Annotated in this window: 19 protein-coding genes; 5 read left to right on the plus strand and 14 right to left on the minus strand. The window is 30.8% G+C overall.

What is annotated here, in order from left to right; all coding sequences use genetic code 11:
• Positions 1-9 precede the first annotated feature (9 nt).
• From ACREVX_RS11315 to ACREVX_RS11325, 3 genes are read right to left on the minus strand one after another with little or no spacing between them, the layout of a single operon-like run.
• Positions 10-774 carry a spore coat protein gene (locus ACREVX_RS11315; protein WP_431544287.1) on the minus strand — a complete coding sequence of 255 codons (765 nt, stop codon included), beginning with the start codon at positions 772-774 and terminating at the stop codon, positions 10-12.
• Positions 775-825: 51 nt separating this feature from the next.
• Positions 826-1,062 carry a hypothetical protein gene (locus tag ACREVX_RS11320; protein WP_431544288.1) on the minus strand — a complete coding sequence of 79 codons (237 nt, stop codon included), beginning with the start codon at positions 1,060-1,062 and terminating at the stop codon, positions 826-828.
• A 4-nt stretch (positions 1,063-1,066) separates the two neighbouring features.
• Positions 1,067-2,077 carry a CotS family spore coat protein gene (locus ACREVX_RS11325; protein ID WP_431544289.1) on the minus strand — a complete coding sequence of 337 codons (1,011 nt, stop codon included), beginning with the start codon at positions 2,075-2,077 and terminating at the stop codon, positions 1,067-1,069.
• A 182-nt stretch (positions 2,078-2,259) separates the two neighbouring features.
• On the opposite strand from ACREVX_RS11325, the gene ACREVX_RS11330 reads away from it, so the two are divergent.
• Positions 2,260-3,387 (plus strand): glycosyltransferase family 4 protein, encoded by a 1,128-nt coding sequence (locus ACREVX_RS11330; RefSeq protein ID WP_431544290.1) that lies wholly within the window; start codon positions 2,260-2,262, stop codon positions 3,385-3,387.
• 131 nt (positions 3,388-3,518) lie between these two features.
• Here the strand turns inward: ACREVX_RS11330 and larB are convergent, their stop codons facing one another.
• The 11 genes from larB to ACREVX_RS11385 all read right to left on the minus strand — a co-directional run bounded on the left by larB (position 3,519) and on the right by ACREVX_RS11385 (position 15,346).
• Positions 3,519-4,265, minus strand: coding sequence for a nickel pincer cofactor biosynthesis protein LarB (larB, locus tag ACREVX_RS11335; RefSeq protein ID WP_431544291.1), 747 nt, complete (start codon positions 4,263-4,265; stop codon positions 3,519-3,521).
• A gap of 53 nt (positions 4,266-4,318) precedes the next feature.
• Entirely contained in the window at positions 4,319-5,677 is a 1,359-nt protein-coding gene (gene larC / locus ACREVX_RS11340) for a nickel pincer cofactor biosynthesis protein LarC (protein WP_431544292.1), read from the minus strand.
• 221 nt (positions 5,678-5,898) lie between these two features.
• Positions 5,899-6,333 carry a hypothetical protein gene (locus ACREVX_RS11345; RefSeq protein ID WP_431544293.1) on the minus strand — a complete coding sequence of 145 codons (435 nt, stop codon included), beginning with the start codon at positions 6,331-6,333 and terminating at the stop codon, positions 5,899-5,901.
• A gap of 179 nt (positions 6,334-6,512) precedes the next feature.
• The gene (locus ACREVX_RS11350; protein WP_431544294.1) at positions 6,513-7,697 is read right to left on the minus strand and encodes an ABC transporter permease; all 1,185 of its coding nucleotides are present in this window, start codon (positions 7,695-7,697) and stop codon (positions 6,513-6,515) included.
• A 2-nt stretch (positions 7,698-7,699) separates the two neighbouring features.
• Positions 7,700-8,389 carry an ABC transporter ATP-binding protein gene (locus tag ACREVX_RS11355; RefSeq protein WP_431544326.1) on the minus strand — a complete coding sequence of 230 codons (690 nt, stop codon included), beginning with the start codon at positions 8,387-8,389 and terminating at the stop codon, positions 7,700-7,702.
• Positions 8,379-9,596: an efflux RND transporter periplasmic adaptor subunit gene (locus ACREVX_RS11360; RefSeq protein WP_431544295.1), complete on the minus strand. Its 1,218-nt coding sequence runs from the start codon at positions 9,594-9,596 to the stop codon at positions 8,379-8,381. Before ACREVX_RS11360 ends, ACREVX_RS11355 begins: the two co-directional genes overlap by 11 nt.
• Positions 9,597-9,806: 210 nt before the next feature.
• The gene (locus ACREVX_RS11365; RefSeq protein ID WP_431544296.1) at positions 9,807-10,991 is read right to left on the minus strand and encodes a glycosyltransferase family 4 protein; all 1,185 of its coding nucleotides are present in this window, start codon (positions 10,989-10,991) and stop codon (positions 9,807-9,809) included.
• 68 nt (positions 10,992-11,059) lie between these two features.
• Positions 11,060-12,049: a lysylphosphatidylglycerol synthase transmembrane domain-containing protein gene (locus ACREVX_RS11370; protein WP_431544297.1), complete on the minus strand. Its 990-nt coding sequence runs from the start codon at positions 12,047-12,049 to the stop codon at positions 11,060-11,062.
• Between the two features lie 4 nt (positions 12,050-12,053).
• Positions 12,054-13,085: a glycosyltransferase family 4 protein gene (locus ACREVX_RS11375; RefSeq protein ID WP_431544298.1), complete on the minus strand. Its 1,032-nt coding sequence runs from the start codon at positions 13,083-13,085 to the stop codon at positions 12,054-12,056.
• Positions 13,086-13,432: 347 nt separating this feature from the next.
• Positions 13,433-14,275: a CPBP family intramembrane glutamic endopeptidase gene (locus tag ACREVX_RS11380; RefSeq protein ID WP_431544299.1), complete on the minus strand. Its 843-nt coding sequence runs from the start codon at positions 14,273-14,275 to the stop codon at positions 13,433-13,435.
• 285 nt (positions 14,276-14,560) lie between these two features.
• Complete coding sequence (locus tag ACREVX_RS11385) at positions 14,561-15,346, minus strand: CAP domain-containing protein (RefSeq protein WP_431544300.1); 786 nt, start codon at positions 15,344-15,346, stop codon at positions 14,561-14,563.
• A 418-nt stretch (positions 15,347-15,764) separates the two neighbouring features.
• Here ACREVX_RS11385 and ACREVX_RS11390 point away from each other — a divergent pair, with 418 nt between their 5' ends.
• The 4 genes from ACREVX_RS11390 to ACREVX_RS11405 all read left to right on the plus strand — a co-directional run bounded on the left by ACREVX_RS11390 (position 15,765) and on the right by ACREVX_RS11405 (position 18,920).
• Positions 15,765-15,959, plus strand: a complete 195-nt coding sequence (locus tag ACREVX_RS11390) for a CD1375 family protein (RefSeq protein ID WP_431544301.1) — start codon at positions 15,765-15,767, stop codon at positions 15,957-15,959.
• Between the two features lie 239 nt (positions 15,960-16,198).
• Positions 16,199-17,272, plus strand: a complete 1,074-nt coding sequence (locus ACREVX_RS11395) for an ABC transporter ATP-binding protein (RefSeq protein ID WP_431544302.1) — start codon at positions 16,199-16,201, stop codon at positions 17,270-17,272.
• Between the two features lie 8 nt (positions 17,273-17,280).
• A complete protein-coding gene (locus tag ACREVX_RS11400) occupies positions 17,281-18,138 on the plus strand; it encodes an ABC transporter permease (RefSeq protein WP_431544303.1) in 858 nt (285 codons plus the stop codon).
• Positions 18,138-18,920: an ABC transporter permease gene (locus tag ACREVX_RS11405; protein WP_431544304.1), complete on the plus strand. Its 783-nt coding sequence runs from the start codon at positions 18,138-18,140 to the stop codon at positions 18,918-18,920. The genes ACREVX_RS11400 and ACREVX_RS11405 overlap by 1 nt, the downstream gene beginning before the upstream one ends.
• Positions 18,921-18,939: the final 19 nt, after the last annotated feature.

Consider the following 18,939-nt stretch of genomic DNA (forward strand, 5'->3'; position numbering starts at 1 on the left):
GTCACCTCTCTAAATTAAAGAATCTCCATCTTGAATTAAAGCTTTTATAAGCTTCTGTGAAAACCTGTCCTCATGCCACAACCTAGTGCCTGCTCTATATCTATTACAACATTTCATAAATTCATGAGGATAAGACATTAATGCTAATAGAAATTTTGAGCTAGAATTTCCTAGTCCTTCGATTAGGCAAAATTCATCTGCCATCTTTCTAAAATCAACCTTCAGCCCTTTTCTTTTTAATTTACTAAGTAAAAGAAAACAATCTATTTCCACCATATTGTAACAACAACTCGCAAAACTAACCACTTCAATAAACTCATTTTTCCTAAGGTTTTGAAAATCTGTATTACCTAAACATATTTCACCTCGCCTCATGCTCCTTGTTATAATTTCTAGATAATCCGTGCCGCACGCTGCAACTATAGCTGCCTTACCCTTAGTTATAACACCACTTCCATATTTAACAATCAATTCTTCAAAAGAATTTTTAGGTCCATTTTCATTAATACTATTTATATCGCTAGAGAGCTTTTTGATAGAAATTTTATATGCCTCTATGGTTTTCCCCGTATTGTTATTTAATCTATTTCTAAGATATCCGTTAAACCCTATTGATTTTTCATGTACCTCATGGATAACTCTAAATTGCTCTATTATTTTTTTTTCTGTTATAGTCTCTGCTATATTCTCATATTTAAATTCGATTTTTTCTACATTTTTAATACCTTTATACATCATATAGTCAGAAAAATCATTATAGATGCTTATTGCCACTGGCATCACCTCAAATTATATCTATTAGTTAATAAAGATAAAGACCTAATACTATTTATTCTTTTTAGAATTTTTGTCCATTTTCTTTAATATTTCTCTTTGCTCAAATTCTAGTTCATCAAGTTTTTTTTGCCTTCTCCTTATCTTTTTAAGATTTTTTATATCTTCTTTCATATTTTCAAGCTTCATATCATAATCCTCTACAGTTGACTCCTGCGGATGAATTATTTCATTTTCCGGATCCTCATTGTATACATCATTGCACGTGTCCTTTTTATTTTTTCCCATATACTTACCTCCCATATTTTATTTTTCTAAATTTTTCTATAAAAATCTGCTTACATTCTTCATCCTCATGCATTTTTTTAAGTTTCTTAATGAAAAAATCTTCACCCTTAATTCTTTTTTCCCAATAACATTGAATTCCTATTTGCCAGTATTCCTGAGGAAACTCCATAAATGCTGCTATAACCTCTATATCACTTTTGTATATTAAATTTGTAGCATTGTACTCATCCATTATAAAAAGTGCATTTTCAATGCTCCATTTTCCACCTTTCATTCTTCTTAATAAGAGGCTACTTAAATCATGCAAATGAGTATCTAAGATGCAATAATCAAAATCTATAACGCTCACTCCTCCACCTTTTTCCATAAGTATATTGTGATGAGCATAATCATGATGACAAAAGCCCCTATGTTTAATTTCGTCTTTCATCTTATTTATATAATCGCTTTTACATAAATTATTTATCGAACTAGTAGATCGTGATAATTCTTCATTCATTATTTTTAAATAGTTGCTATCAAACCCAGTAATATTTTCTTTTTCATTTATCCTTCTCTTGAAGTCTAATATTTCATTCTCACGTGTTTTAAAAGTCTCTATCCATTTAAGCCACGCTATTCTAGGTTTCATATCAGGTGTAACTTTAAAATTTAAACTCTTTATATGGAGCTGCGCAAGTTTTGAGGTGCATAATTTTATATCTAGTGGATCATCGTAATTACACTCCCTTGCATCTACCCAAGGCGTTAAATAAGCATGCTTTTTCTCAAGTGTTATATACTCCTCGTTATCACAAGTTTGTATAATTTCCGGGATACTTTGAAACCCATTTCTTTGCAAATGTTTTATAGCGCCAATAATAAATAAAAAATGCTTAAGCTCATAATTAATGATTTTAAGGCAATACATCTCATTTTTAGTTCTTATTTTGTAAACATTTTTTATTTTTTGTATATGGTTTATACAAATAGAATAACTATCCTGTACTATCTCTTTTAATTCATCTATTTCCAAATGCTCGCCTCCAAAATATTGTTCTATTGCAATATATGAACCGCGCGAATATTTTGTGCTTAAATATATTTGCTTAAATGACACACTTTTTAATGTAAAATAGTATATTAATATATATTATCTTTTTGAAGAGATTTTTTATAAATATAAGGTTTTTTTAATAATTTGAAGGAGTGAAACCTATGAAGATCGCAATTGATGCTAGGGGCATCAATTTATATAGCGGCACCGGGATAGGAACTTATACAGAAAATATACTTAAAAATTTGGTCAACATAGATTCTATAAACAGTTACCATGTTTTTTGGTCAGGTAATAATTACGAAAGTATAAAAAAAGAAAACTGTAAAATAATAATTACCTCCAAAAAACACCAACGTTTTTTTGAAGATTATTATTTTCCCCAAAACATAAAAAATGAGAACATAGACATATATCATATGCCCCAAAACGGTATAGGTTTTTCCCCGGATATATTTTGCAAGAAGATAGTCACAATACACGATTTAATTCCATATGTTATGCCAGAAACAGTTGGACGAGGATATTTATTAAAATTTTTAAAAGAAATGCCTATAATTATGGGTGGCTGTGATGGAATAATAACTGTATCTGAATTTTCAAAACGAGACATTCTTAGATTTTTTCCAATAGACGAAAAAAAGATTTTTGTAACACCCTTAGCTGCAGATAAAAAATATACTCCTTTGGATAAACTTCACTGCAAAAGTGTTCTAGAAACTAAGTATAATTTAACAAAGCCATTTATACTCTACCTAGGTGGTTTTAGCGAAAGAAAAAATGTCGCCTCTGCAATAACTGCTTTTTCTAAAGTATATAAGGATCTAAGTAAAAATTATGATTTAGTTATAGTAGGTGGTTATAGAGACCCTAGTCAAAATCTAGTAAAACTTGTACGCCAGCTTAAAATAGAATCTAACGTTATTTTTACTGGTTTTGTACCAGAAGAGGATTTACCTGTTTTTTATAACTCTTGTGATACTTTCATATATCCATCCTTTTACGAGGGTTTTGGACTTCCACCCCTTGAGGCTATGAATTGTGGTACCCCTGTAATAGCATCTAACCTTACATCTATTCCAGAGGTTGTCGGTAATGGTGGCATTTTAATAAACCCCTATGATATCACTGAGATATCAATGGCTATAGGTAACTTACTGGGAAATGAAAGTCTAAGAGATGACCTTAGTTCTAAAGCATTATTAAGGGCTAGTGAATTTTCATGGCAAAATACTGCGCAAAATACTCTTAAAGTTTATGAGAGTGTCTATAATAATGAATTGGCTTAATAAAAAAGCATGAAATCTCTAGTGACTATAAAGAGATTTCATACTTATTTTCATATTAAATTTATTAACATTAACTACCTCATTCATACTTGTTTCCATTTGTAATCCACCCTAATAAATTCTTTTATACCTTATAATTTATTAATAATACTTGCCAAATACCCTGCTCCAAAGCCGTTGTCAATGTTCACAACACTAACCCCACTAGAACAACTATTCAACATGCTTAGAAGTGCGGCAAGTCCATTAAAACTAGCTCCGTAGCCTACACTTGTAGGTACTGCTATGACTGGTTTATCAACGAGTCCTCCAACGACGCTTGTTAATGCACCTTCCATTCCCGCTACAGTAATAACTACTTTAGCTCGGCGTATAACATCTAAATTTTCAAATAGTCTATGAATACCTGCTACCCCTACATCATAAATTCTTTCGACCCTGTTCCCAAAAATTTCAGCTGTAATCGCCGCTTCCTCAGCAACTGGTATATCAGAAGTTCCGCCAGTTACTAATGCAATATATGTACTTTGAATCTCCACTTCTTTTCTTTTAATTACAATTGTTCTTGCAAGCTCATTGTACTGGGCATCACCACATACTTCTTTTACCCCTTCATACATTAATTTAGATGCCCTTGTACCAAGGATATTTACATTTTTGGTAAGCATTAAACTAACAATGTCCTTTATCTGCTCAGTAGTTTTACCTGCACAATATATAACCTCTGGGTATCCAACTCTAAGTTCTCTATGATTATCTATTTTAGCAAATCCTAGATCTGAATACGACAAATCTTTTAATTTATCAATTCCGTCATCAATAGATATATCCCCAGCTTTTATGTTTTTAAGAAATTCCTTCATTTCCTGTGAATTCATATATTTCCCACCTTCTTAAAAATAGAATTTAATCTTTTGATTTTTACATAACCTTATATTTCGCTTTTTATTTTTTCATATACCTCATTTATAGACATACCACTACTTTTAGCAATTTTTTTACATTCTTCATATTCTAATTTACTTTTTATTTTTTCACCCTTGTAGTAAGCTTCTTTTACAGTAACTTCACCATAACTAGTATTTAATTTAATAAATTTCCTTTGAAGCATAGTTTTATGTACTTCAAAATCTCGTGTTCCCAATGTGGTAGTTTCTCTAAAGAGAACTTCCCTCACCTTTTCTACTTTATCTAAAGTGCATAAAACACTTATCTTTATGCTCGGTCTTCCTTTTTTCATTATAATTGGTGTTAGATAAACATCCAAAGCTCCCTCATTAAAAAGCTTATCAATAATATATTCATACAGTTCTGAATTCATATCATCAATATTACATTCAATAATTTCCTGGGCTATTTCACTATCATATTCGGTTTTATGTCCCTCTCCAGGTAACTTTTTATCAGTTACTGACTTGTCTATTTCTTCTACTAACATAGCTCTTAATACATTAGGAATCTTTGTATCCCTATTCCCTACTCCATAGCCGATCTTATTTATTATAAAATTATTATCATCTTTAAATTCGCATACGTTGGCTGCAAGAATTGCTGCCCCTGTAGGTGTTGTAGTTTCAAATGGTACAGCTCCAAGCTTTACTGGAATTCCCTTTAAAATTTCAACTGTAGCAGGTGCCGGTACTGGTATAAGTCCATGTGCACACTTAACAAATCCACCACCAAGTTCTACTGAGGAACTCATTATTTTATCAACATTTAAATTGTCTAAGCAAATGGCAGCTCCAACTATATCAACAATAGAATCCACTGCGCCTACCTCATGGAAATGAACTTCATATAAGGTTTTCCCATGAACCTTTGCCTCAGCCTCTGCAACCTTCACAAACATTTTTTTGCTTAATTCTTTTACTTTAGAGCTCAATTCACTAGACTCTATAATCTCATTTATATCTTTAAGATTTCTATGTTCATGTGTAGCACTACTCTCCTCAATATGTACGTGAGAGTGTCCAGCTTCATCATATTCATGAATATGCCCATGTTCATGTTCATTAACCCCTTGCATATCACTATGAGAATGCTCATGATGATGTTCGTTAGTTCCCTCTGTATGTTGGTGTTCATGATGATGTCCCATTAAAACTACATCTACCTTAGTACCCTCTATTCCTTTTCTTACACCTCTTGAAACTTTTATTTCATATCCATCTAAATTTAATTTACTTAACTCATCTATTAAATATTTCTTATCTACACCTAAATCTACCAATGCTCCTAAATTCATATCCCCACTAATACCTGAAAAACAATCATAATAAAGTATTTTCATTTCTACCCACTCCAATCTTTCATATTTTTCTCATTTTATAACTCTTTTCTTATTTTACCATATATAATATTATTTACTCACCTTAAATAATTAATTTTTATAAGATATTATATAATTTCACTATTTAAATTTAAAATAAAATTACCCCCTTTTATGAAAACAACTTTTATTGTTGTTTCCATAAAAGGGGGCTTAATTAATATTTTAAATTTTTACTAATATTACGCTTCTATATTTTTTGTTTCCATACTAAATATTTCTTTTTTCTTCCAAATAAATATACCCATAAGTATAGGCATTATCAAATTAGCGAGTATAAACCAGGTAAATCCACTTCTAACAATTGTATATACTATTTGTGCCACTACAACAGTAAAATAAATATATATCCCCAATTCTTTCTTCATTAATATCAAAATAATACTTACGCCTAATATTATTGCTAATACCAACCCAATAGTTATACTTAAAGTCGTGGTTTGAGGAATCTGAAATGCTTTACCCAAGGCTTTATTTGCTGCATCAGTCGTGACGTTAAGGTCATCTATTTTAGAGTAGTTGCTTATACCTGTTAATGAAAGTACACTGCCAATCAATTGAAGAATACACAATGTTTTTATCCACCCTCCGACTTTTGGTTTTTGAATATTTTCCATAATATTTCCCCCTATAAAATCTATTTTTTTATAATAATGGCTTTCACCAAAATTTTTTTAATAATATTAATTACATTTCAGAAGGAAAGTCTCCCACTTCTATAAGTTGGAGTTTAAATCTCCTTCCGAAGTCGTCAATGCATCTCCTGCGGAGCTGTTTGCAGCTCCGCAGGAGATGACTAATTGTAAATTGCCTTAATTGGATCCATTTTAGATGCATTAATTGCTGGAATAATTCCAAAAACTATTCCAATAATAACAGAAATTGCAGTTGCTCCTATAACGCTTGCTAGACTCATAACTGGAGGGAATGGCATAAATATACCAATTATTTTACAAAAAATAAATCCGAATAATATGCCAAGTAACCCACCAAGGCCTGTTACCATAATTGCTTCTATAAGAAATTGAAGCAATATACTTTTAGGTTTTGCTCCAATGGCTCTTCGAATACCAATTTCTCGTTTCCGCTCCGTTACAGAAACATACATTATATTCATTACCCCTATTCCCCCAACAAATAAGGAAATACCACTAATTAATGCTACGAAAGCAGTTAAATAACCAATAATCTGTTCAAAGATCTTAGTTGTTGCCTGAGGGTCCTGAAGCTTATACTCACCTTTTATATTCGAATGCGATTCCATAAGCTTCTTTTTTATGCCTTCAAAAACCTTCTCTTTGTCGTAACCAGCTTTAATATAAACATCTAAGCTTGAAATAGCGTTATCCGAGTTCATATCATCACTTGAATCCTTTGAAATATAACTAGTTCCACCGGTTAGAGAAAATGCACCCGCTTTTTCTAAAACTCCTACTACCTCATAGATTACTCCATTTACTGTTATTCCACAACCTATTGCATTCTCTGGAGATTTAAAAAGGGCCTCTGCTGCAACGAAGTCCAACATAATTAACTTTTTAGAATTTTCATCTTTTTTAAGAGAACGACCATACTTAACTGTTATTTCTTTCTCATCATAATCTTGTAACATTATAAATGTATTTTTATCAAAATATGAGCCTTCACCTGATGTGAAATTCATTCCACCCATTCCCTGAGCAGCAGCCTCAGCCTTCTCTACCCCGTCCACATTCTTAAGATAATACGAATCCGATTTGCTAAAGGGTTCAATCAAATTCAAATCCGCTTCTAAGTTCTCTTGCTCAAAAGTAATATTTATTTTATTTGCATCGGTGTCAGCCATAGATTCATTCATTTTTACCTTTAGCCCATTACCAACTGACATAATGGATATTACAGAACTTATACCAATGATTATTCCTATCATTGTGAGGAAAACTCTTAATTTATGTGATTTTAGACTGTATACTGAAGTTTTGATTAAATTTATTATAGACATATCTAATCCACCTTTGTTATCACTCCATCTTTTAGATGGATTACTTTGCTAGCATACTTAGTTAAATCATGATCATGTGTTACCATTATTATTGTTTTATTTTCTTCATTAAGTTTCTTTAATATATTCATAATTTCCTCTCTGGTTTTACTGTCTAGAGCACCTGTTGGCTCATCAGCTAAAATCACATAAGGATTGTTAATAAGCGCTCTTGCTATTGCAATACGCTGCTGTTGTCCTCCTGATAACTGTGAAGGTGATTGCTTCTCTTTATGAAGGAGTCCTACAATCTCTAAATACTTTTCTACCCTATTTGCTCTTTCTTTTTTAGATATATCACTATTTTCTTTATAAAGCAAAGGAAGTTCAACGTTCTGACCAATAGACAATGAATCTATAAGGTGAAACTGTTGAAATATAAATCCCAGATTACTATTTCTAACTTCTGATCTTTCATTTTCACTAAGGTGAGTAACATCCTTGCCATTAAATTCATATTGCCCGTTATCAAAATGATCAAGGAAACCAAGAAGGTTTAAAAGTGTAGTTTTTCCACTACCTGATTTCCCCATTATCATAACAAATTCTCCTTGCTCTATAATTAAATCTATATCCTTCAATACATGTAATTTAGAGTCCTTTAACTTATAATATTTATTAATATTTGTAAGCTCAATAAGATTACTCAACAGAAATACCTTCTTTCATGTCTTTAGCAGTTTTTGCTATACTGTCATTTTCTTTTAAGCCACTAAGCACAATAACCTCTGTATCCGTACCCTTTTTAGTAGTAATTGCTAATTTGGTTAACTTTTTATTAACAACCTTGAACACATATTGTTTGCCAGCTTCCTCAAGCAATGAACTCTTAGGTATTTTTATCTCTTCACCTTCAAGTCTTACTGTAGCTTGTACATGAAAACCGTTAACAATATTTTCTTGAGAATCTAGTGACACATTTGCATCATAATAAGATATAGAAGAACCACCTGTGGTAGCTTGCGCTGCCGCCGCTTCTCCCCCAGATGCTGGACTCTTTCCTACACTTTTCACCTTTCCAGTTAAGGTTTTATTAGTAGCAAATATAAGTATATCAACTTGTTGATTCTCCTTTAGCTTTGTCTGATCTTTTTCATTAATACTTCCTTTTACATAATACGTAGTCGCTTCAATTGTAATATACGGTTTTGTCATATCATTAGTATCACTTAAAATTATTTTACCAGCTATAGGTGCTGTAATATAAGCGAATTCCTTAGCTTTTAGCTTTTTAACCTGATTGCTAGCGGTGTCAATTTGAGTTTGCGCAGCATCTATTTGATCTGGATAGCTGCTAAGCAAAGCCTCGGTATTCGCTGTGAGCGATGCAACGATTGAAGCACTATCTACAGGAACGCTTTGAGCACTAGCAATATCAACACCTGCTTGTGCTGCCGCTTGTTTCCTTTGACTTTCTGCTGCTCGCTCTTGCTTTGCTACTTGCTTTTTTGCATCTGCCTTTTGCTTTGATAAAAGTGTTTTCGCATCTGCCTGTTTATCAAGTAATTTCTTTTTCTGCTTATTACTAGTAGTAAGCAATTGGTTCGCCTCATCTATTTGATCTGTAATCAAATCATTTTTATATGTAAAAAGAGCCGCTCCCTTCTTTACTATTTGTTCATCAGTAATAGAAACCTTATTTATGCTTCCTTTTGATTCGTCTTTGTATATGTTCTCAGTTTTTTCGGGAACAATAATACCATTTACAAATACTTTTTCTCTGGTTGGTATAGTATATAAAGCTATCGATTCACTTTTACTTGAAGCTAAATCTTTATTGTTTTTAAAAACATAAGCAATAATACCAAATATTATTATTAAACCAATAATGCTAATAAAAATAATATGTTTCTTTTTCATAAATTCTTCCCCCATAAATACATATTAAGCACTCACATATCATGCTCACCTTAATATTTTACCATTATATTCTTATATATCAATATAAACAGCTTTAAACGACCATTTTTCTACATAAACGGAATAATATTTATAATTTTAGCTACATCAACGTTAATGAAACCAAAAAAAAGATGGATTATACAAATAATCTCCACCTTCTTAACTATGTTATGTTACTTTCTGATTAGCTAGCATATAACTTTGTTTTTCAACCTCCATATAAACTCTCTCAACATTTTCTCCAAAACGCCTAGATGACAATAACTCTACTCCGCCATAAGCATTTTCCACCATAAACGAACATTTACCTTTATCACTCAAAATATCAAATAATATTCCTTCTAAATCTTTATCTTCATAAAAAATCCTTCCGTTAACATTATCTTCAATTATACCATCTAAATTTTTATCATACTTTGCTACCACTAAAATTTGTGCCGCCATTGCTTCAGTAAATGTTAATCCTTGTGTTTCAGTTAAGGACGCACCCACAAACACATCTCCCATTTGATAATACATGCCTATTTCTGCCCAAGGTCTTTCGCCTGCAAATATTACAGACTTTTCAATTCCTAGGTCTTTAGAAAGACTTTCTAAGTTTTCACGTTCCGGCCCATCACCTACCATTAGTAGTTTGCAATTAGGCATTTTTTCAATTAGTGGTTTCATACTATTCACTATTACATCTATACTTTTTTCTTTTGCAATCCGTCCGATAAATAATACAACTGGGTCCGTTTCATTTATCCCAAAAGATTTCTTTTCATTTCTAATAAGTTCCTCATTGTAATTGTTTTTTTCAAACGGCTGCATATCAACTCCTGTAGGTATTACATCTATATGTCGTCTTAACCCATAATGACGCAGTGCATCTTTAACCTTGGTTGTTGGTACTATTATAGCGCTACAATCCCTACAATATAGTTTACTTACCTGCTTTGCAAATTGCGAAGCGGGCTTAAGCATTATACCCTTGGACACATAATGAATATAATCCTCATACATAGTATGATAAGTATGAACCACAGGAATATCTAATCTTTTAGACACTATTCTTCCAAATATCCCTACACTAAATTCTGTTTGTGTGTGTATTAAATCCAAATCCAATTTTTTTATTCTACTCATAATTTTATGAGAATATATCATCCCAACTCTTTGAGAAGGTAAAAGGAAAAACGGTATACTAGGCAATCTAATTATACCTTCCCGCTCCTCTACATCTGGGTGAGTTACTGTGATAATAGTTACTTTATGCCCTAGTCTAATTAATTCATTTTTCAGTATCATAGTAGAAGTAACTACCCCACTTACTTGTGGATAATAAGCATCAGTAAAAATTCCAATATTCATAATCAGTCCCCTTCAAATACTATAATTTTCTTAAGATCATCTAAATCATATGCATTTACGGGCCTTTCTTAATTCTTAATAAATGCATAAAAACCAAAGATTATACAAGAGTAAAATGTAATCATTCTCCATAACAATATAGCAGCCAGTATATTATTAGCTGCAAAAAACAAACCAAAGAACATAAAGAAGGCCCCTTCTGCTCCACCCACGGCTCCAGGTAATGGTATAAACGCCGTTAACATCATTACAAAAGCAGTTCCAGCTATCATACTCTCAATATTCGCATTTCTCATACCGAAACTAAGATAAATAAGATAAGGAATAACAAAAATTATTGTTAACTGAAATATTGTATAAATAACAGCTTTAAACATTAATGCCTTGCTCTTATTTACTATCTCCATATTGTCATGAAATTGATTTAAATTGTCATTAATACGGTTTTCTAATTTTGACATATTCTTTACTAATTTAGTCTTTTTTAATATTTTAGATAAAAATGTTATTAATTTATGTGTTAGTTTTCTATATTTAGAGAATACAATCAAGAATATAATTATACCAGCATTTATCGCAAATCCTATCCCAATTAAATAAAATAAATTACTCATTCTCGCTTTGAAGAAACTTGCTTTCCAAAGTATAAGCACTAAGGAATAAATAGTTAAAATTGCTTGATAAATAATAAATTTAATCATAAGAGCTGAACCAGAACTACCTACTCCTAGTCCTTGTTTTACCAGCGAATATAATTGCATTGGCTGACCGCCAGATGCAAATGGCGTTATCGAATTAAAATATTGTCCAATCATAGTAACTTTAAATGCTTTTTTAAATTTATAGTCTTTTTTTGTTAAAGATATAATAGTTTGTAACGTTTTAGCTTCAAAGCTCCAATATAATACCATTGAAAGAGCTGCAGCAACTATCCATTTAATTTGCAAATTATTCATTTGATGAATTAAATCCATCCACCCATGAGTGAATATAATTAGCAATACAAATATAATTACCGAAGTTATACCCAAAATGAAATTAAATTTATAATTTTTCATTAGATTACCTACCTTTTACCTTAGATACCTTGTTATAAAAATCTTTCCACATAGAAAGCACACTTTCTCTAGAGTAAAAATTATGTCCCCGCACTGCCTTATCTTTAGCCTGATTGTAATAATTTAAATCATTTTTTAACTTTTCAATAACCCGAATGAACCCTTCATTATCATGTTCCTTTAAGTAATAATCAAATAATATATCCTCATACAGCTCCAAATCTCTTAACAATATTGGAGTGTGAGTATTCATTGCTTCAAGTATAGACATAGGAAAAAGCTCGTTATATGATGGCATAAAAAGCACATCAGATACATTATATATATCATTCATCAAATCTCTTTCAACTATTCCTGTAAATAATAAATTTTTAGGTGCATTTTCCATTTTATTTTTCAGTTCCTTATAACCATCAGTAATATTCCCAAAAGAAAACCCCCCTGCCCAAACAAATTGTATATTAGGAAGTTTTTTAGCTATACTAATAAAATCAAGTACACCTTTTCTAGTTTGTACCTGACCTACTCCGAGCACAACGAAAGCATCCCTTGGAATTTTCAATTTTTCCTTTGCAATATATTTATTTTCAATTGAAACATCATAAAACTTTTCAGTTGAAACAAAATTAGGAATGTACGTTATTTTTTTTCTATTTATATTGTAAGCTTCGAGTTTTGATATGAAATTAGGGTTTACTGTAACCAAATAATCCATTTTTTTATAGAAACTTATAATATATTTATAAAAAATTTGTCTAATTAATTTAGGTAGTTTAATGCTTCCTTCAATAGTTTCAGGTAAAAAGTGCACATAACATACAGTTACACCCTTTCTTTTAGCAAATGGCACACTTAAATAATGCTTTATATCAATAGTATGATAATGCATTATTTCAGTCATCGCTTTTTTATTTATTACAACTTTATATTCTTTATCTAATCCATTTTGAACTAAATTTACTTGTTCTAGGTAAGCTGACCCCACCCCTTGACCTTTGAATTTATCTGCTGAAGACAGCATATTTATAGTAGGCATTCTAGTCACTCCTAACTAATGTAACTTTGCTTATATATTTATTGTACTCTACTATTATTAAAAATTGATTAATGTTACCTTAAAATTTTCTTAAATCTCCCAAATAACTATTAAGTGCTACACATAAACTATCTTGCCCAATTAATTATTTTTTAATATTAATTCATTATATTTTAGTTATATGCTCATATTCCATAAATTTACCACTTATATTTTAATAAAAAACTGGAGCTGATAAATATGATGAATACTGAAAATAAACAAGAAACCTCTAACATGTTAAGTTAGAGGTTTCTTGTTTATTAATAAAATTTTGTTTTATTTTCACTCTAACATAATAAAAATATCTACATTTCCATATGTTTTTTATATATTTTTGGTTTAATGTTAGTTTTATTTGAATTAGACCCACCATAAACTATAACTAAAAGTATAACTCCTACTAGTAGAAACAATCCATGAATTTCTATAGCATACTTTCCACCTATTAATGAAAACATTGAAGAAATCGAAAGTGCTAAAAAATTATTTACAAAATGGGCAAATATGCTTAAATAAATTGATCCTGTTCTTAAATATATAGAGCCAAGAGCTAGACCTAAAAAAAATGCATTTATTCCTTGAGGAACATTCATATGTACTAATGCAAAAAATAATGCAGAGGCAACAAGTGCTATACCCTGATTTATTTTTTTGGACATCCCTTTTAGCAATATCCCTCTAAAAATAATCTCTTCATATATAGGTGATACCACCATAACACTAAGCATTAATATAATTGGTGAAACAGAAAGATCACTAAAGGATTCATTTATAAAATCTGGCATAGAAATATTACTAACCCAAAAGATTACGCTGTTATCAAATATCAAACGAAAAGCTATAATTATAAGCCCTGCATAAACATAATCACTAAGATTTAAGTAATGTTTAGTTTTTTGCTCATCTGATTTGTTACTAAGCCATTTGAATAAAATAATGATAACATAATATTTAACCAGTACCCCGAAAACAAAAACTACATAAGGTACTACCTTTTCAAATCGTCCAGAAAATAAATTTAAAAACTCAACTGGCATTTGTCCTAGCGCTTCTAATAAAATTGAAAGAACCATTACACATATAGCTTTAATAATTCCCATTCTTTTAATATTAGTGCTTCCATTTTCTATGTTATCTAAAAATTTCACTCCATCACTCTCTCTAACTTATTGTACTCCTCCAAAATCTGTACAATTAACATATATTTTTTATCTTATCTACACCTATAGATATTTAAAAAGGATTACTCCCTTTCTAATATCACACAACTAAGTGTAACATACATTTTATTTATCATATATTAACTTAGTGCAAATTCTGTTATCTATAATCACTACTATATGTCATGACTTAATATTTTATTCCATAAAAAAATCTGTGTTTCTTATATTGTAAACTCCAATATTAAGAAACACAGATATGTATTTAGCTACTTATTTTCCAATAAACTGTTGAGTCCAATAAATAGATCCATTAGTGTTTTTAGCTAGTCCCACTCCTATTTCAGTAAAATTCTTACTTAAAATATTAGCTCTGTGTCCCGGAGAATTCATCCAACCATTCATTACTGAGGCCGCAGTTGGCTGACCCATAGCAATATTTTCACCAGCTGCTGTATATGTTATACCAAATTGTTTCATCATATCAAAAGGTGATCCATAAGTTGGTGATGTATGAGAAAAATAGTTATTCTTCGCCATATCCTCTGACTTTGTTCTAGCTACATTCGAAAGCTTAACATTTTCTTTTAATGGAGCTAGTCCTTGTTTTGATCTTTCCTGATTAACTAGTGTAACTACTTCTTTTTCTAATTTATTATCTGCAGATAAAGTTGGTGCTGTTGTTGTCTTACTAGGAGTTGCCTTTGTAGGGGTAGCCTCCACTGGAGTTGCCTTCGCTGGTGCTTCCTTAACAGGCGTTGGTGCTTCCTTGACAGGTGTTGGCGCTGCCTTAACGGGTGATGTTGCTTCCTTAGCAGGTGTTGTCTTAGTAGGTGCTGCCTTCGCAGGAACTACCTTTGTAGGTGCCTTTACCTGAGGCTTAACTGTTAAATACGCTGGAAGTTGAATTCCATACTTAGCACATATCTGCTGAAGGTTGCTTCCTGTAATAACTGTGTAACTTACGGTATTAAAATCTTGTGCGTACACTGCTGTACTTATTCCTGTTGTTGCTAAAATACCTACTGATAATATTAATGCTCTTAAAGTTTTCTTCATCTTTTGTACCTCACTTTTCTAATTTTAATATACAAAGCATTATTTTTTCTTTGTATACCTATACTAACATCTAAATTATGTTTACAGTTTTTTTATTAATGGAAATCATGTCGTAATTTGTCATAATTACATATATTTATAGTTAATACGCTTATATTTAATATTTAGGAACTATTTCTATCTTCTTTTATATAATATATATATATCAAGAAAATAATTTCATAAAAATGTATATTTAAATTAATTATGTAAATAATATACTATAAGTCCATCTTATTAGTTCAAAATGGAGAATTTTGAAAACGTTTATAGGGGCGTTCGTCTATTCGTGGCTAAATAATAAATTTAATAATAATTAAGCTGCGATAAATATTCTAACTCTATTTCAAAATGCTTATTAGTGAAAGGAAGTATATAAATGGTTGATATGTATTATAGGCTTGTAAAGGCAGGACTAAGAACAATTCATAATGTACCAGATCAGTTTAGAGATGCTGTAATTGAAAATTTAACACCTTTAGCATCAAGTGTCGATGCTAATCAAACATCAGTTGCTTCTAGCGTAAGCGACATAAGTAATTCTGACACACCACTTAACCTTATAACAAACTAATATTTAGCACATAAAAAAAGACTTTTATTAGTCTTTTTTTATTGCCTTTTTACCTGCTCATAATAATTATTCCAAATTTAAAATAACACAATGTATAATTTATAGCTTGTACATTGTGTTATTTTTATTATTTTAAATCAAGAAATATCATAAAATATAGAACATTATGGTATTATAGAAAGTAAGTAATTTTAAAAATTATTAATTTAAGTATAAAAAATACGGGGGGGACTTAGAAATTGTCAGAAATCATATTAGAAATGGACAATATAATAAAAAACTTTGAAAATCAAGAAGTCATTAAGAATATATCGCTATCTATAAAAAAAGGTGAGTTTCTAACGTTACTAGGCCCAAGCGGTTGTGGGAAAACAACAACCTTAAGAATAATAGCTGGTTTTGAAAATCCAACAAGTGGTAGTGTCCTGCTTGAAGGTAGTCATGTTGAAAACAAACAGCCTAATGAACGAAATGTAAATACAGTATTTCAAAATTATGCATTATTTCCACACATGAATGTGTTTGATAATATAGCCTATGCTTTAAAAATTAGAAAGGTTAATAAGGTAGAAATAAAAAAAAGAGTTAGAGAAATGCTTAGCTTAGTGCAGTTAGATGGATATGAAAAAAGAAAAACAGACCAATTAAGCGGTGGTCAAAAACAAAGAGTTGCAATAGGTAGGGCATTAATAAATAAGCCCAAAATATTACTACTAGACGAGCCTTTAGGCGCACTTGATTTAAAACTTAGAAAGCAAATGCAAGTTGAGCTCAAAAAACTTCAGAAAAAGTTACAGATTACCTTCGTATATGTTACCCATGATCAGGAGGAAGCTCTTAATATGTCAGATAGGATAGCAGTTATGAATGAAGGAGTTATAGAACAGATAGGCACCCCTGAAGATATTTATGAGAGACCACAAACAAAATTTGTAGCAAGTTTTATTGGAGAATCTAATTTAATTAAGACTAAAATAAAAAAAATTGACGAACAAAAAATATCTGTTCACTTCGGTGAAAATGATATGAACGTAGACTATAAAGATTATGATAATTCTGGAAATAAAGAAAGTTATATTTTAATAAGACCTGAAAACATTAAATATAGTACATTAAAACCACAATTTGGACTTATTGCAATAATAAAGGAACATAGCTATATCGGATCTATTATTAAAACTACTATGGAACTTGAAAGTGGACTAGAAATTATAGCTTACGATTATGATAAAAAGAAGGATTTAATAGAAATAGGTAGCACGGTTTGGATGTCCTTCGAACCTGAAGACGTAGTTATAGTAGAAGAAGGTTAGGTGAAAAAATGAGAAAGAAAAAGATTGATGTTTTAAAGGGTTTAACTATAGGACCAATATCATTTTGGATGCTTTTCTTCGTTGCGGTGCCCCTTTTGTATATTGTGTTTATCAGTTTTATGCAAAGAGGTGATGATGGTTCCATAGTCTATATACCAACAATTTCGAATTATACAAGAATGGCCAGTTCATTATACGTTAAGGTGTTTTGGGACTCTATAGTAGTAGCATTTGTTACAACGTTATTTAGCTTGGTTTTTGGGTATCCTTTTGCATACTTTGCTACTAAGCTAAAAAAATACAAAATTGCAATAATGCTTTTAATAATGGCACCTTTTTTAACTAATTCATTAATACGTACTTATGGGTGGATTGTAATTTTAAGTACCAATGGGTCATTAAACCATATACTACTTATAACTGGGATTATTAAAGAACCATTAAAGATGTTATATTCCTATGGAGCAGTAATGATTGGAATGATATATACAATGTTTCCATTTATGGTGCTTCCACTTTATAATTCAATAGATAAACTGGATAAATCTTATATAGAAGCCTCTAAAGATCTTGGGGCTAGTAGCTGGAAGACTTTTATAAACGTTACATTACCTCTAACTATGCCTGGGATAGTCGCTGGTTGCATTCTAGTGTTTGTACCCTCTGTAGGACTCTTTTTCATACCAGACCTAATGGGTGGAAGCAATGTAATGCTCATTGGAAATCTTATTAGAAATCAATTTTTACAAGCAAACGATTGGCCATTTGGCGCAGCATTATCAATTGTAATGATTTTTATATCCTTAATTTTAATTTTATTTTACGTAAAAATTATTGGTAAAAAATTAGACGCGGAGGTGTTCTAATGGATTCAAAGTTATCAAAAGTATTAGAAAGAACGTATATATTTTGTATTTTCGCATTTTTATATGTTCCGTTTGCAATAATTATTATGTACTCTTTTAATTCAGCCCAGTCAAATGTAGTTTTTAGTGGATTTACTCTTGATTGGTACACTAAGTTATTTAATGATGACGATGTACTCACTGCACTTTTAAATAGTTTAACCATTGCAACTTTAAGTACTATTATCTCAGCAGTAATTGGAACAATTGGAGCTCTTGGGCTAAAAAGGCATAAGTTTAAAGGAAAAGGAATTATAGATTCACTTCTCTATATCCCAATTGTAATCCCAGAAATAATTATGGGAATATCATTACTTGTATTTTTCTCAATACTTCAATTGGATTTTGGTATATTTACATTAGTACTTGCACATACAACCTTTTGTATACCATTTGTACTTATAAATGTTAAGTCGAGACTTGCGGATTTTGACATGTCAATTGAAGATGCCGCAATGGATTTAGGTGCCTCAAAACTTACTGTGTTTAGAACAATTACGCTTCCATCTATTTTTCCAGCAGTTATTTCGGGGTCCATGCTTGCGTTTGCTTTATCACTAGATGACGTAATCATAAATATTTTTATAAGTGGACCAGAAAGTACTACACTGCCAATCAAGATATTTTCAATGCTAAAATTTGGACTTTCTCCAGAAATAAACGCATTGAGTACAATCATGTTACTTACAACTTTTGTTATTTTAATATTATCACAAGGAATAAAACTTAAAAAAGACGAATAAAATACATTTACAACAAAGT

Source organism: Clostridium sp. (genome assembly GCF_050717545.1).
Taxonomy (GTDB): Bacteria; Bacillota; Clostridia; order Clostridiales; family Clostridiaceae; genus Clostridium_AD.